Annotated in this window: 14 protein-coding genes; 13 read left to right on the forward strand and 1 reads right to left on the reverse strand. The window is 60.5% G+C overall.

The annotated features are described in order from the left end of the window. Window position 1: 1 nt before the first annotated feature. The gene (locus GH983_RS01290) at window positions 2-841 is read right to left on the reverse strand and encodes a Ku protein (protein ID WP_069042280.1); all 840 of its coding nucleotides are present in this window, start codon (window positions 839-841) and stop codon (window positions 2-4) included. A 415-nt stretch (window positions 842-1,256) separates the two neighbouring features. Here GH983_RS01290 and GH983_RS01295 point away from each other — a divergent pair, with 415 nt between their 5' ends. The 13 genes from GH983_RS01295 (at window position 1,257) to visR (ending at window position 13,381) form a co-directional block, all read left to right on the forward strand. Then, entirely contained in the window at window positions 1,257-2,894 is a 1,638-nt protein-coding gene (locus tag GH983_RS01295; protein WP_153761408.1) for a globin-coupled sensor protein, read from the forward strand. A gap of 135 nt (window positions 2,895-3,029) precedes the next feature. Further along, on the forward strand, window positions 3,030-3,329 hold the full coding sequence (locus GH983_RS01300) for an STAS domain-containing protein (protein WP_054150873.1): 300 nt from the start codon (window positions 3,030-3,032) through the stop codon (window positions 3,327-3,329). Further along, window positions 3,326-3,691, forward strand: coding sequence for a chemotaxis response regulator CheY1 (cheY1, locus tag GH983_RS01305; protein WP_006726298.1), 366 nt, complete (start codon window positions 3,326-3,328; stop codon window positions 3,689-3,691). Before GH983_RS01300 ends, cheY1 begins: the two co-directional genes overlap by 4 nt. Window positions 3,692-3,707: 16 nt before the next feature. Beyond that, a complete protein-coding gene (locus GH983_RS01310) occupies window positions 3,708-5,975 on the forward strand; it encodes a chemotaxis protein CheA (protein WP_069042278.1) in 2,268 nt (755 codons plus the stop codon). Between the two features lie 4 nt (window positions 5,976-5,979). Beyond that, window positions 5,980-6,450 (forward strand): chemotaxis protein CheW, encoded by a 471-nt coding sequence (locus tag GH983_RS01315; protein WP_069042277.1) that lies wholly within the window; start codon window positions 5,980-5,982, stop codon window positions 6,448-6,450. Then, window positions 6,447-7,349 (forward strand): protein-glutamate O-methyltransferase CheR, encoded by a 903-nt coding sequence (gene cheR, locus GH983_RS01320; RefSeq protein WP_054150870.1) that lies wholly within the window; start codon window positions 6,447-6,449, stop codon window positions 7,347-7,349. The genes GH983_RS01315 and cheR overlap by 4 nt, the downstream gene beginning before the upstream one ends. Next, window positions 7,349-8,395 carry a protein-glutamate O-methylesterase CheB gene (gene cheB, locus GH983_RS01325; RefSeq protein ID WP_153761409.1) on the forward strand — a complete coding sequence of 349 codons (1,047 nt, stop codon included), beginning with the start codon at window positions 7,349-7,351 and terminating at the stop codon, window positions 8,393-8,395. The genes cheR and cheB overlap by 1 nt, the downstream gene beginning before the upstream one ends. Then, the gene (locus GH983_RS01330) at window positions 8,395-8,784 is read left to right on the forward strand and encodes a response regulator (protein ID WP_006726293.1); all 390 of its coding nucleotides are present in this window, start codon (window positions 8,395-8,397) and stop codon (window positions 8,782-8,784) included. The genes cheB and GH983_RS01330 overlap by 1 nt, the downstream gene beginning before the upstream one ends. Beyond that, on the forward strand, window positions 8,781-9,335 hold the full coding sequence (gene cheD, locus GH983_RS01335) for a chemoreceptor glutamine deamidase CheD (RefSeq protein WP_054150868.1): 555 nt from the start codon (window positions 8,781-8,783) through the stop codon (window positions 9,333-9,335). The genes GH983_RS01330 and cheD overlap by 4 nt, the downstream gene beginning before the upstream one ends. A gap of 13 nt (window positions 9,336-9,348) precedes the next feature. Then, window positions 9,349-9,738: a hypothetical protein gene (locus tag GH983_RS01340; RefSeq protein ID WP_006726291.1), complete on the forward strand. Its 390-nt coding sequence runs from the start codon at window positions 9,349-9,351 to the stop codon at window positions 9,736-9,738. A gap of 170 nt (window positions 9,739-9,908) precedes the next feature. After that, window positions 9,909-11,603: a flagellar basal-body MS-ring/collar protein FliF gene (gene fliF, locus GH983_RS01345; protein WP_054150867.1), complete on the forward strand. Its 1,695-nt coding sequence runs from the start codon at window positions 9,909-9,911 to the stop codon at window positions 11,601-11,603. A gap of 268 nt (window positions 11,604-11,871) precedes the next feature. After that, entirely contained in the window at window positions 11,872-12,621 is a 750-nt protein-coding gene (gene visN / locus GH983_RS01350) for a transcriptional regulator VisN (protein WP_153761410.1), read from the forward strand. A 10-nt stretch (window positions 12,622-12,631) separates the two neighbouring features. After that, entirely contained in the window at window positions 12,632-13,381 is a 750-nt protein-coding gene (gene visR, locus GH983_RS01355) for a transcriptional regulator VisR (protein ID WP_054150865.1), read from the forward strand. Window position 13,382 lies beyond the last annotated feature (1 nt).

Raw genomic sequence — 13,382 nt, forward strand, 5'->3', positions numbered from 1 at the left:
GTCAGCTCGCCTTCTTCTGCTTTGTGGTAGCCGCAGCCGTCTCCCGCTTCGGTGCGGATTTCTCCTCCTTGCCGCCGGCACTCTTGCGCAGTGCGTCTAGCAGGCTGGTGACGTTCTCCGGTTTCCGCTTCGGCAGCTTCTTCGGTTTGCGCCCTGCGATCTTGGCCTTCACGAGCTCCGTCAGGGCCGCCTCATACCGGTCCTCATACTGGCCCGGGTCGAATTCCCCCATCTTTGTGCTGATGATGTGACGGGCAAGATCCATCATTTCCTTGTCGATCCGGACCTTGGAAATGTCGGAAAAGCTCTCGGCCGGATCCCGGACCTCGTAGTCATAATTGAGGGTCGTCGCGATCAGCCCGCGTCCCTGAGGTCTGACAAGCACGCTCCGGACCCTGCGAAACAGAACGGTCCTGGCAATCGCAGCGACACCTTGCGTTTCCATGGTACTGCGGATCAGGTCATAAGCCTCAACCGATTGCCGATCGGCCGGCGCCAGGAAATACGGACGCTCCAAGTAGAGGGTATCGATCTTGTCGCAATCCAGAAAAGCCGACAGTTCCAGACGCTTGTCGCTTTCGGGAACGGCATCGCGGATCTCGTCAGGCTCGAGAATGACGGTCTGGCCCTCTGTCGTATCGTACCCCTTAACGAGATCGTCCTTGCCGACAGGCCGACCGCTGTCCTCATCGACATATTCGCGTCGGACGCGGTTCCCGGTATCTCGGTTGATGATGTGGAAGGAGGTGCGCTCCTGCGCATTGACCGCAGAGTAGAGCGCAACGGCGCATCCGAGATCGCCGATGGCAAGATGCCCTTTCCAGATAGCCCGTGCGCTCACGTTCCACTCCTGTTGCTTTTCGGCGCAACGACGCGGAGTGCGGCTTTGTTCCGCCGTCTGCAACCTCCGGCATATGGGGATGGAACGTTATTTCCTCATATTAGGGATTGCGGCTTGAAGTGGAGATTTCATTAACCTTCAAGCAAGGAATTAACCATAAAGATTGGGTGACACGTCGGAGTGGGACTCGCTTGAGAGTTTCCTTCGGGCATGACGCCATCCCGTCGTACCGGTTCTGGTCCGGTCTGTATTTAACATGGAAACAGTTCGATGAGCTGTCAGACCATGATGCGGACGGCAACGGGAGCGGGTTCCCGAGCATTCTTTCCTCCGCCATCTGGCCTGCAGCACTGTCGAGCGACGGAAGGTCCGCCGTACAGGCGGCCATAGTGCGGGACGAATGACGGGTCAGGGGATGTCCACGGAGCGGGCGACAGGATCACAGGCAGGCAGCCTGCGCGATCGCTTGCGCTTTGCCGGCCTCGACGAGGCCCAGTGTGAGCTTCTCCGTCAGAACCGCCATGTTCTCTCTCAGCCCTTGAAGACGGCCCTTCGCGATCTTTTCCAACGCCTCCAGTCCTCTCCGGATGCAGCGCGCGTGTTCAGCAGTGAACGCCAGTATGACCGGCTTCACGATCTTCTTTCATCCCACTGGGATGTCCTCACCGATGCCCGCTTCGATGCGCTCTATGCCGAACGGGTAAAGGTTCTCTCCGACAGCGAAAGCCGCATGGGTCTCGATCCGCGCTGGCACGTGGCGGGACACGCGGTGGTGCTGGAACATCTGGTGACGAGCGCGATCGGAGAAGCGACAGGCTCCGGCCTGCTGCCGTCGAGCCGCCGTCGCCAAAAGGAAGTTTCCGATCTGGTCGCCGCCCTTGTCCGGCTGGTGATGGTCGATGTCGAGATAGCGGTATCGCTTCGCTTCAACGAATTGCGCCTGAAACACCATCGCGATCTCGCAGCCCAGCGGGAACATGATCGCGCCGAATTCGAAGGCGTGTTCGGCCCGGTCGTCGATGCGCTGGCATCAGGCGATTTGACCGCCCGCACTGCAGCAGATGTGCCGGAAGCCTATGCTGACCTCGCAGGTCGCATGAATGAGGCGCTCGAGCAGCTCCAGACCGCCTTCCTCTCCTCCGAGGAGAAGCTCGCAGTCGCCCGAGACGCAACCGGTCGAATGGCCGAAACTGCCCGCACCTATGCGAACCGCGCCGAGGATCAATCCGGTGCGCTGGACGAGACGAGCCGTGCCCTGCAGGACCTCACCAGCAGCGTGCGCGAAAGTGCCGGCCAGACGAAGCGCGCGGAAGCCACGGTTGCCGCGACCAGAAACTCCGTTCAGTCGAGTGGCGAGGTCGTCGGGCAGGCGATTTCCGCCATGGCCGACATCGAAGCATCTGCCGAGCAGATCGGCCACATCATCGGAGCGATCGACGAGATCGCCTTCCAGACGAACCTTCTGGCGCTGAACGCCGGGATCGAGGCTGCGCGTGCCGGCGACAGTGGCCGTGGCTTTGCCGTCGTCGCTCAGGAAGTCCGCGCACTCGCCCAGCGCTCCGCCGACGCTGCCCGTGAAATCAAGACGCTGGTCGCGACGACGAAAAACCAGGTCGAAGCCGGTGTGGAAATGGTGGCGAAGACACAAGGCGCAATCGCCGACATCGTGCTCCAGGTCGGCGATATCAGCGGAACCGTGTCGGACATGGCCGCCACGACCGACCGCCAGGCCAGCGAGCTCGCCGGCATTGCCGGAACGGTCGCTGCACTAGGCGTCGACATCGGTAACACCGCAACCGTCGCGCGCCAGTCGAGCCAGGGCACGGACGATTTGCACAAGGTCATCCTGGAACTGGGTGCGACGATCCGTGAATTTCACATCGAGCGGCAGACCCGTCGGACGCCCAGTGCAGCCGGTCGCATCCAGCTTTCCGGTCAGCGCGAACAGGGGGCACCGGTTGCGGTCGCCACCGCTTATGCCGCTCCGGAAACGATGGAAGACGAACCCGCCGATTTTGGCTTCCCGGTCCATATCGCCGGGCTCGGAGGGTGAGGGGATTGTTTACCACCATGCGCTACACAAGGAAGTTAAGGGCGGGAAGTTCGGCAATCCATCCGGGGGAATGGTTCTCCTGGGAACCACATTCGGGCCTGGATGCCGCAGCCTTGGGACATAAGGAAAGAAATGATGGCAAGTAAGAAAGGCGATCAGAAGAGTCTGAAACTGGCCGCGGTATTGGACCTGAATGAGGCATCCAATCTCAAGGCCAACATACTCTCGATGCGTGGTGCCCCTTTGACGATCGATGCCTCTGGCGTCGAGCGTGTCGGTGCTCAGTGCGTGCAGGTCCTGATGGCAGCCGCCAAGGCCTGGGAAGCTGACAAGCATCCCTTCTCGTATGGAAAGGCCTCCGAGGCTTTCCTGAAAACCCTTCAACTGATTGGCGTGAACATCGATCATCTGCTCGCTAAGGAGATCCGGCAATGAAGAAAAAAGTGCTCACCGTGGATGACTCCAGAACCATTCGAAACATGCTTCTGGTCACCCTCAACAACGCAGGCTTCGAGACCATTCAGGCCGAAGACGGCGTCGAGGGCCTGGAAGTGCTCGAAGAATGCAATCCCGACGTCATCGTGACCGACATCAACATGCCGCGTCTCGACGGGTTCGGTTTCATCGAGGGTGTCCGCCGCAACGAAAAGTATCGTGCGGTTCCGATCCTGGTCCTGACCACGGAAAGCGATGCTGAAAAGAAGAACCGCGCCCGCCAGGCCGGTGCGACAGGCTGGATCGTCAAGCCTTTCGATCCGACCAAGCTGATCGATGCCATCGAGCGTGTAACCGCCTAAGCCGGGATTTTCTCCTATGGATATGAACGAAATCAAAGAGATCTTTTTCCAGGAATGCGAGGAGCAGCTCGCGGAACTGGAATCCGGTCTTCTGAAAATGAATGATGGAGATCGCGATCCGGAGACGGTCAACGCCGTATTCCGCGCGGTTCACTCCATCAAGGGCGGCGCAGGTGCCTTCGGTCTTGATGACCTGGTTGCCTTTGCGCACGTCTTCGAGACGACTCTTGATTGCGTTCGTTCCAACAAGCTGGAGCCTGGCCCGGAAGTCATGAAGGTGATGCTGAAGTCGGCCGACGTTCTGGCCGACTTGGTCAGCGCCTCGCGTGACGGCGGCAGCGTTGATGAAAGCCGCTCGAGCGGTCTCGTCAAGGAGCTGGAAGCGCTGGCGAACGGCGATGTCCCGGCACCGTCCGCAGCCCCTGTGGCCGCAGCCAAGCCCGCTCCCAAGGCAGCCGCTCCTGCTCCTGCTCCGGCCGCAGCCCCTCCGACAGACGACAGCGGCTTCCAGCCGATCCCCTTTACCTTCGACGGTTTCGAGGGCGAAGAGGAGGAGACCATCGTCCCCTCGACCTTCGACGTCAGCTTCAAGCCGCGCCGCGAGCTTTACTCCAAGGGCAATGAAGCCGCCCTGTTGCTGCGTGATCTCTCTCGCCTTGGCGAGATGAGCATCAACTGTAACATGGACGACCTCCCGGCTCTCGATGAACTCGACCCCGAAGCCGCTTACTTCCACTGGACAATCCAGATCAAGGCCGAGAAGGGTGAAGAAGGCATCCGTCAGGTCTTCGAATTCGCAGAATGGGATTGCGATCTCGAGATCAAGTTGCGCGAGACCGAGACCGCAGCGGCGACCGAAGAATTGCCGATGGTCCCGGTTCCCTTCGATCTCTCTGCCCTGGATGAGGGGCCGGAAGATGCCGCTGATGAAACCGTAGTCGCTGCTGTCGAAGCCGCAGAGACCGCGTCCAGCGTCATGAAAATGGCCGCCGGCGCTGCCAAGCCTGAGAAGAAGGAATCTCCGGCTGCCGCCGCAGCGGCCGCAGCCGCAGCCGCCGCTCAGGCCAATAACGCCGCCGGCCAGACCATCCGCGTTGACCTCGATCGCGTTGACCGCCTCATCAACCTCGTCGGCGAACTCGTCATCAACCAGGCGATGCTCTCCCAGAGCGTCATCGAAAACGATGCGACCGGTACGTCGGCCGTAAACATGGGCCTCGAGGAGCTGCAGCAGCTTACCCGCGAGATCCAGGACTCGGTCATGGCAATCCGCGCGCAGCCTGTGAAGCCGGTCTTCCAGCGCATGTCGCGTATTGTTCGCGAAGTGGCCGACATGGTCGGAAAGTCGATCCGCCTCGTCACGGAAGGTGAAAACACCGAAGTCGACAAAACGGTCATCGACAAGCTGGCCGAGCCGCTGACGCACATGATCCGTAACGCTGTCGACCACGGTATCGAAAGCCCCGAGAAGCGTGCCGCCGCCGGCAAGAACCCGGAAGGCACTGTCAGGCTCACCGCGAAGCATCGTTCGGGCCGCATCGTCATCGAACTCGTCGACGACGGCGCCGGCATCAATCGCGAACGCGTGCGCCAGAAGGCCATCGACAACGATCTGATCGCGGCCGATGCCAACCTGACGGACGAGGAAATCGACAACCTGATCTTCATGCCGGGCTTTTCCACGGCGGACAAGATCTCGGACATTTCCGGTCGCGGCGTCGGCATGGACGTGGTCAAGCGCTCCATCCAGGCACTTGGCGGTCGTATCTCGATCACCTCGCGTCCGGGGCAGGGCTCGACCTTCACCATGAGCCTACCGCTGACCCTCGCCGTCCTCGACGGCATGGTCGTCACGGTTGCCGGCCAGACCCTCGTCGTCCCGCTCACGGCCATCGTCGAGACGCTGCAGCCGGAGGCCCAGCACGTCCATTCGTTCGGCGCAAACCAGCGCCTGATTTCGATCCGCAACTCCTTCTGCCCGCTGGTCGATGTGGGTCGAATCCTCAACTTCCGATCGTCTCAGGCAAACCCGATCGAAGGCGTCGCCCTTCTGGTGGAATCCGAAGGCGGTGGCCAGCGCGCTCTGATGGTCGATGCCATCCAGGGGCAGCGTCAGGTCGTTATCAAGTCGCTGGAAGCCAACTACACCCACGTTCCGGGCATTGCTGCCGCAACCATCCTCGGTGATGGACGCGTCGCACTGATCCTTGATGTGGACGCCGTTGTCGCCGCTTCGCGTGGTCAGTCCCTCAAGCAGGAAATGTCGTTAGCCGTCGCAGGGTAATAGTATGTCGTATGCGGTCAAAAACTTGGTCCAGGGAGATCGGGAGCTCATCGCCTTCCGTATTGGCGATCAGGAGTTCTGCGTAAACATCATGTCGGTACGCGAGATCCGGGGATGGACCCCGGCAACCCCGCTGCCGCATTCCCCGCACTACGTTATGGGCGTCATCAACTTGCGTGGTGCCGTCCTGCCGATCATGGACCTGTCCCTGCGTCTGGGCATGAAGCCCGCCGAGCCGACCGCCCGCCACGTCATCATCGTGGCCCAGGTCAAGTCTCGGGTCGTGGGTCTCCTGGTGGATGCCGTCTCCGACATCCTCACGGTGAGCGATGCGGACATTCAGCCGACGCCGGAGGTCTCCTCCGACCTCGAAAAACAATATGCCCGTGGCATTCTCGCCATCGACAAGCGGATGATCTGCATGGTCGAGCTTGGTGCACTTTTCAACGAAGCCGCCGAAAGCGAGGCTGCATGACCTTTGCAATGAGTACATCCCGTCAATCGGACGACGAAGTTCTGGCCAGCGGTGAATACCCGCTGACCCGACGGGACCTGAACGAGATTGCTGCCATGATCTACTCGGATGCGGGCATCGCGCTGAACGACAGCAAGGCTTCGCTCGTCTACTCGCGACTGTCCAAGCATATCCGCAATCTTGGCCTGTCCGGTTTCCGCGCCTATTGCCAGCTCGTCGCCTCGCCGGAGGGATCGGCCGAGCGCCGCGAAATGCTCTCGCACCTGACGACCAACTTCACGCGCTTCTTCCGCGAGAACCATCACTTCGAGCATCTTCGTGACGAGGTACTGCCGGGGCTCATTCAGCGTGCGAAGTCCGGCGGACGCGTGCGCATCTGGTCAGCCGCAAGCTCGGACGGCCAGGAGCCCTATTCGATTGCCTTGACCGTATTCCAGGCCTTTCCGAACGTTCTGGACTACGACTTCAAGATCCTTGCCACCGATATCGATCCGAAGATCCTCGCCATCGCCCGACAGGGTGCCTATGACGAGCAGGCGCTCGAAACCGTGTCGCCTGCCATCCGCAAGCAGTGGTTCAAGGAAGTCGAGATCGGCGGACGCCGCAAGTTCCAGGTCGACGATCGCCTGAAGCGTCTGATCACCTATAACGAGCTGAACCTGATGGCCCAGTGGCCCTTCAAGGGCAAGTTCGACGTCATCTTCTGCCGCAACGTCGTGATCTACTTCGACGAGCCGACACAGATGCGCATCTGGACCCGATTTGCCGATCTGCTGCCGATCGGCGGACACTTGTATATCGGCCACTCCGAGCGTGTCTCGGGTGACTCGAAGAACGATTTCGACAATATCGGTATCACCACCTATCGCTACATCGGCAAGAACGGAGGGCGAAAGTAATGGCGGCACCTGCACGCGTTCTCGTCGTCGATGACAGCCCTACGATGCGTGGACTGATCACGGCCGTCCTCAACCAGGATCCGGATGTCAGCGTCATCGGTCAGGCCGGCGATGCCATGGAAGCTCGCGCAGCGATCAAGCAACTCAATCCCGATGTCCTGACCCTCGACATCGAGATGCCGAACATGAACGGCCTTGAGTTCCTGGAAAAGATCATGAAGCTGCGGCCCATGCCGGTAATCATGGTTTCGACCATGACGCATCGCGGCGCGGAAGCCACTCTGGCGGCACTCGAAATCGGCGCCTTCGACTGTGTGGCGAAGCCCCAGGCAGGAGAGCCTCGTCCGTTCGGCGAGCTTGCCGAGAAAGTCAAGGCGGCGGCGCGTTCTCAGCACCGGCATCATTCGGCACCGCAGATCCAGCCGGTCGCGACTGCGCCTGCTGCAGACTTCCGCGTCGGCCGCAAGATCGTGGCCATCGGCTCGTCCACCGGCGGCGTCGAAGCGCTGATCGCCGTCCTGCAGAAATTCCCGCGCAATTGCCCGCCGACGGTGATTACGCAGCACATGCCTCCAACGTTCACGAAGAGCTTCGCCGAGCGTTTGAACCGTCTTTGCGCCCCCGTGGTGGAGGAGGCCACGGATGGCGCACGGCTCGAGATCGGCAAGATCTACCTTGCCCCGGGCGGCGAGCGTCACATGCAGGTCTCGAATGCATCGGCGCCCTGCTGCCGACTGGTGGATCGCGCGCCGGTCAACGGACACCGGCCTTCTGTCGATGTTCTCTTCGACTCAGTTGCCGAGCTTGCCGGCCGCAACGCCGTCGGAGTGATCCTGACGGGCATGGGGCGCGATGGCGCCTCCGGTCTTCTGAAGATGCGTCACGCCGGTGCTCGCACCATCGGCCAGAACGAAAAGACCTGTGTGGTCTACGGGATGCCACGAGTCGCCTATGAGCTGGGCGCTGTCGAGCATCAACTGCCTCTCACCTCCATTGGCGAGGAAATCCTCAAACTCACTGCTGCCCGAAAAGAAGGTATCGAATAATGTCCCTAGCCGAAAAAATCAAAGTTCTGATCGTCGACGATCAGGTCACAAGTCGCCTGCTGCTCAGCGACGCGCTGACCCAGCTGGGCTTCAAGCAGATCACTGCCGCCGGTGACGGCGAGCAGGGCATGAAGATCATGGAGCAGCAGCCCCATCACTTGGTCATCTCGGACTTCAACATGCCGAAGATGGACGGCTTGGGCTTGCTTCAGGCGGTACGTACCAATCCCAACACCAAGAAGGCGGCCTTCATCATCCTGACCGCGCAGGGCGACCGTGCGCTAGTCCAGAAGGCTGCACAGCTGGGTGCGAACAACGTCCTGGCGAAACCGTTCACGATCGAGAAGATGAAGGCGGCCATCGAAGCTGTATTCGGAGCGCTGAAATGACTGAAGACGGTGCAGCAAAGCGCGTCCACATTATTCAAGGGGAGTGGAAGGTCAGCAAGGATCCGAATGTGGTCCTGTCGACGATCCTCGGTTCGTGTGTTGCTGCCTGTATTCGGGATCCGATTGCAGGAGTAGGTGGCATGAACCACTTCCTGCTTCCGGGTTCGGCAGTGCCCGGTGCTGGTGGCGGCGACGCAACCCGCTACGGCGTTCACCTCATGGAGCTGTTGATCAACGGCCTTCTGAAGCAGGGCGCTCGCAGGGATCGCTTGGAAGCCAAGGTTTTCGGTGGCGCCAAGACGATCGCGACGTTCTCGAATGTCGGCGAACAGAACGCAGCATTTGCCCAGCAATTCCTGCGCGACGAAGGCATCAAGGTCGTCGGGTCCTCCACGGGCGGAGACCACGGCCGCAAGCTGGAATTCTGGCCGGTCAGCGGCCGGGCAAGACAGTATCCGCTCACGGGCGCAGAAACGCAGAAGACGGTGGCGCTGGAGCAGCGTCCGGTTCCTGTTTCGAAGCCGGTGGAAACCTCAATCGAGTTCTTCTAGTACTGGACATCGGATGCAAAACGAACACTTGGCGGGAAATCAGGATACACGGGAAGAGCTTCCGGAAATCCTCATGCGCATCGTCAGCGAGCTGCATGACGTGGCTTATCTGATCGAGCGTGTGGAACCGCACCTGCTCGAACTCGGCGGCCCGAAGGTACTGGAGCATCCGGACAGCCTCAAGGTTCTGCAAGGCATTGACCTTGCCGTTCAAAAGGCGCGCGGACTGGCCGAATTCGTCGACACAATCACCGGGACGATCCCGTCGGACTGGATGATCGACATGACGACGGCCTTGAGCCTCGTGAAGCTGGCCGACATGCAGAAGGCGCTGGGGGCAGGCCTTCGTCATGGCCATTCGCAACCGCTGGTCAAGGCTGCAGGCGACTTCGACTTCTTTTAACCTACCTTCAGAACTCTCTCTGTACGTACGGGCCGCAGATCCTGAATCTGCCGGATGCCGAAATGAATTCGGCTTTCCCGTCCCGCGAAACGTTCGCACAAGTTTCGATTTCTATTGTCGCGCCAAGGGCAAAAGCGCCCAGACCCTCCTTGTAGATGGTGCGAGACAGAATGAATCTGTTAAATCAATTACTTCAGATACCTAAAAATTTCGCGGCGATGGGCCAGACGAAGATCCTGGCCATGGCTGGGGTTGCTGTCGTTTCCTTCGCGATCATCATTGCAGGCGCTCTTTACGTCAACAAACCCTCCTACGAGACGCTCTATGTCGGCCTCGAGCCGGTCGACATGAACCAGATCAGCATCGCTCTTGCCGAATCGGGCATCGATTTCGAGACCGGTGCCGATGGCCAGAGCATCAGTGTGCGTGCCGGCATGACCGGAAAGGCGCGCCTCCTGCTCGCCGAGCGTGGACTGCCCAACAGCGCCAATGCCGGCTACGAGCTCTTCGACAATGTCGGCTCGCTGGGTCTGACCTCGTTCATGCAGGAAGTCACGCGTGTCCGCGCGCTGGAAGGTGAAGTCGCACGCACCATCCAGCAGATCGCAGGCATTGCCGCAGCCCGCGTCCACATCGTCATGCCGGACATCGGCAACTTCCGTCGCGGCGAACAGAAGCCGACGGCGTCCGTCATGATTCGCGCCTCGACGGATGCCGGCCGCAAGGCAGCAGCATCGATCCGCCAGTTGGTCGCCTCGTCCGTCCCGGGTCTGGACGTCGAGGACGTGACGATTCTGGATTCCACCGGCCAGCTGCTTGCAGCAGGCGACGAAACGGGTGGCGAAGCCTCCCGCTCGCTGGGCGTTGTTCAGTCCGTTCAGCGCGAAATCGAAACCAATATCGACAAGGCCTTGGCGCCTTTCCTCGGAATGGACAACTTCCGCTCCAGCGTCACGGCCCAGATCAACACCGACAGCCAGCAGATCCAGGAAACGATCTACGATCCGGAATCGCGCGTCGAGCGCTCTGTTCGCGTCACCAAGGAAGCGCAGAAATCCCTGCAGCGCCAGTCGGATACGGCAGCCACGGTCGAACAGAACATTCCTCAGGCCGCGCCCGATGCCGGCGGCGGTGGCCCTGAATCGTCCGACGAGCAGGACAAGAAAGAAGAGCAGACCAACTACGAGATCAACAGCAAGACCGTCGCGACGGTCAAGAACAGCTACACCGTCGAGAAGCTCTCCGTCGCCGTCGTCGTCAACCGTGGTCGCATTGCCATGATGGTGGGAGAGCCCGTCGACCAGGCCAAGATCGACGCCTATCTCGCTGAGATGCAGAAGATCGTGACGTCTGCAGCTGGCCTCGACACCAATCGCGGTGACGTCGTCACACTGACGGCCATGGAATTCCTGGAAAACCAGTTGCTCGAAGAATCCGCGACGGGCCCCGGCTTCATGGAAATCCTGAGCCGCAACATCGGCGGCATCATCAACTCCTTGGCCTTCGTCGCCGTCGCTTTCCTCATTGTCTGGATGGGCATCCGTCCGATGATCCGCACCGCGGGTGGCGGTGGTGCCGATACGGCACTCGCCGGCGGAATTGGCGAGCAGGCTGCCGGTCTCGAGCTCCCCGACTTCTCGCCTGCCCTTGGTGGCGGGTCAGGGGGCGGTCTTATGGATGGTTTCGGATCCGACTTCGGCTTCGACTCGACCGACGACCTTCTTACGATGGACGACGACCCGAATGGCGGCTTCAACCGCCGGGTCAAGGAAGGTCCGGAGCGGCGCCTTTCGCGCATGGTGGAAATCTCGGAAGAGCGCGCCGCCAAGATCCTTCGCAAATGGGCTGTGGACAACGCCGCCTGATTTTGAAGAACAAGCCAGTACCGACCGCGCCCTCCGGGCGCGGTTTTGCATTGTAGTCCCATATCGATACGGGGTTGCGCCAAAGGTCATCGCCGGGCATGCTTGGACCCGTCTCGCAATACCGCAAATGCTTGTGACCTTTGCCACTTTATATTTTACAGTGAACATGATTCGGTAGTCGGAGATTGGGCCGTATGTGAGTCGCCTGCACTCGGACGTGGCGAAGACTGCGACAATGCTAGGCTGTCACTTCAAAGGGGCACATTGAATGGATGCCGAGCTGACAACAGAGGGCAATGAGGGGCGGTCTCGTGCCGCTTCTCCGGCAGAGCCTCTGCAGAAAGGCTCATCGTCGAAGGACGTGTTGATCCGAAGGCTGGCGACCCCGGCGCTCTCGGGCGACATGGGCCATTGCCTTCGCGTTCTGTGTGATTATGTCGGCGCCTCGCATCACTTGCTCGCGCGCTACGATCTCGTCCAGGAAGAAGGGCTCGACTTCGTCGTGGCCGCCGATTGGCCGTTCGATCTGGTCCGCCGCCTCGAGAGCGAACTGGCCGCGAGCTATTCCCAGTCGACCGAGCTCGAGAAGTGCCTTTCGGTGCTGCAGCCTAAATATGCCATTCTCCCCGACGATGCGCATGTCCCTGACGGCACCAGCCGCCAGTATTGCACGGTGACCCTCAATGTCGGACGAACCCGTCTTGCACTGCTTCTGCTCTTCCCGCAGGACTATGTGCTGTCGCCCGAGCGCTTGCGGGAAGTCGGCCTGCTTGCCGCTTATGCGCTGAGCCTGTCTGCGAACAAGGGGCACAAGAGCGATCGCGACTTCGATTTGACCGATCGTGAACTGGAGTGCCTGTTCTGGATTGCCGAGGGCAAGACCAGCGACGAGATCGCCACGATTCTCGGCATCTCGCGCAATACGATCAACAACTACATCACGAGCGTGATGCGCAAGACTGCGACGAAGACACGCTCGGAAGCCATCGCCTATGCGGTGCGCAACAATCTCGTTTGAGGGAGCAGGAATGGCCACGACCACCAGACCAGGCGGAAACATCCTTGAAGATGCGACTTGGTCAGGCCAGCGCCCCGTCACTTCCCGTTCGGACATCTTCCCGAAGCTCGTGTCGCTGCAGCGATCTCTGAATGCACGCGGCTTTGCAGCGTTTCGCGTGGCCGGCGCCAGCCTGCCGCACAAGCGACGCCTCGATCCGGAATTCGAGAACTGGAGCAGCGGCCTCAGCAGCGGCCGGGAAGCTTTCATCGGGGCCTATGGGGATGCACTTCTGGCGCATATTGAGACTTCGACCCTGCCTCTGCTCTGGAGCGCAGAAGAGAAGACGAGCTTCCTGGATGCATCCGACTTCACGCCCTTTGCCGTCCAGTTGCAAGAGCGCCTGCTACCCTATTCCGGTATCGCTTTTCCAGTGCGTCTCGGTGCTGTCGGGAACGGCTATGTTGTCTTTCCGACGATTGGCGGAGCCGATCTGCCTGGCGAGCTGATCCTTGCGGTGCATAGCCGCTGCTACAAGGTGATGACCGATATCCTGTCGCTTGATGAACGCCGGGCGGCACCATCCGAAACCTTGAGTGAACGTGAGATCGCCTGCCTGCAGCTTGCAGGAGATGGACGCATCAGCGAAGAGATCGCAGAACGTCTCGGCCTGTCGGTGCATACCGTCAACGCCTATCTGGGATCGGCAACCATCAAGCTTGATTCGGTCAACCGCATCCAGGCGATCGCCAAGGCGATCCGCCTCGGCTACATCACCTGAA

The organism is Agrobacterium sp. MA01 (assembly GCF_009650195.1).
In the GTDB taxonomy this organism is placed as follows: domain Bacteria; phylum Pseudomonadota; class Alphaproteobacteria; order Rhizobiales; family Rhizobiaceae; genus Allorhizobium.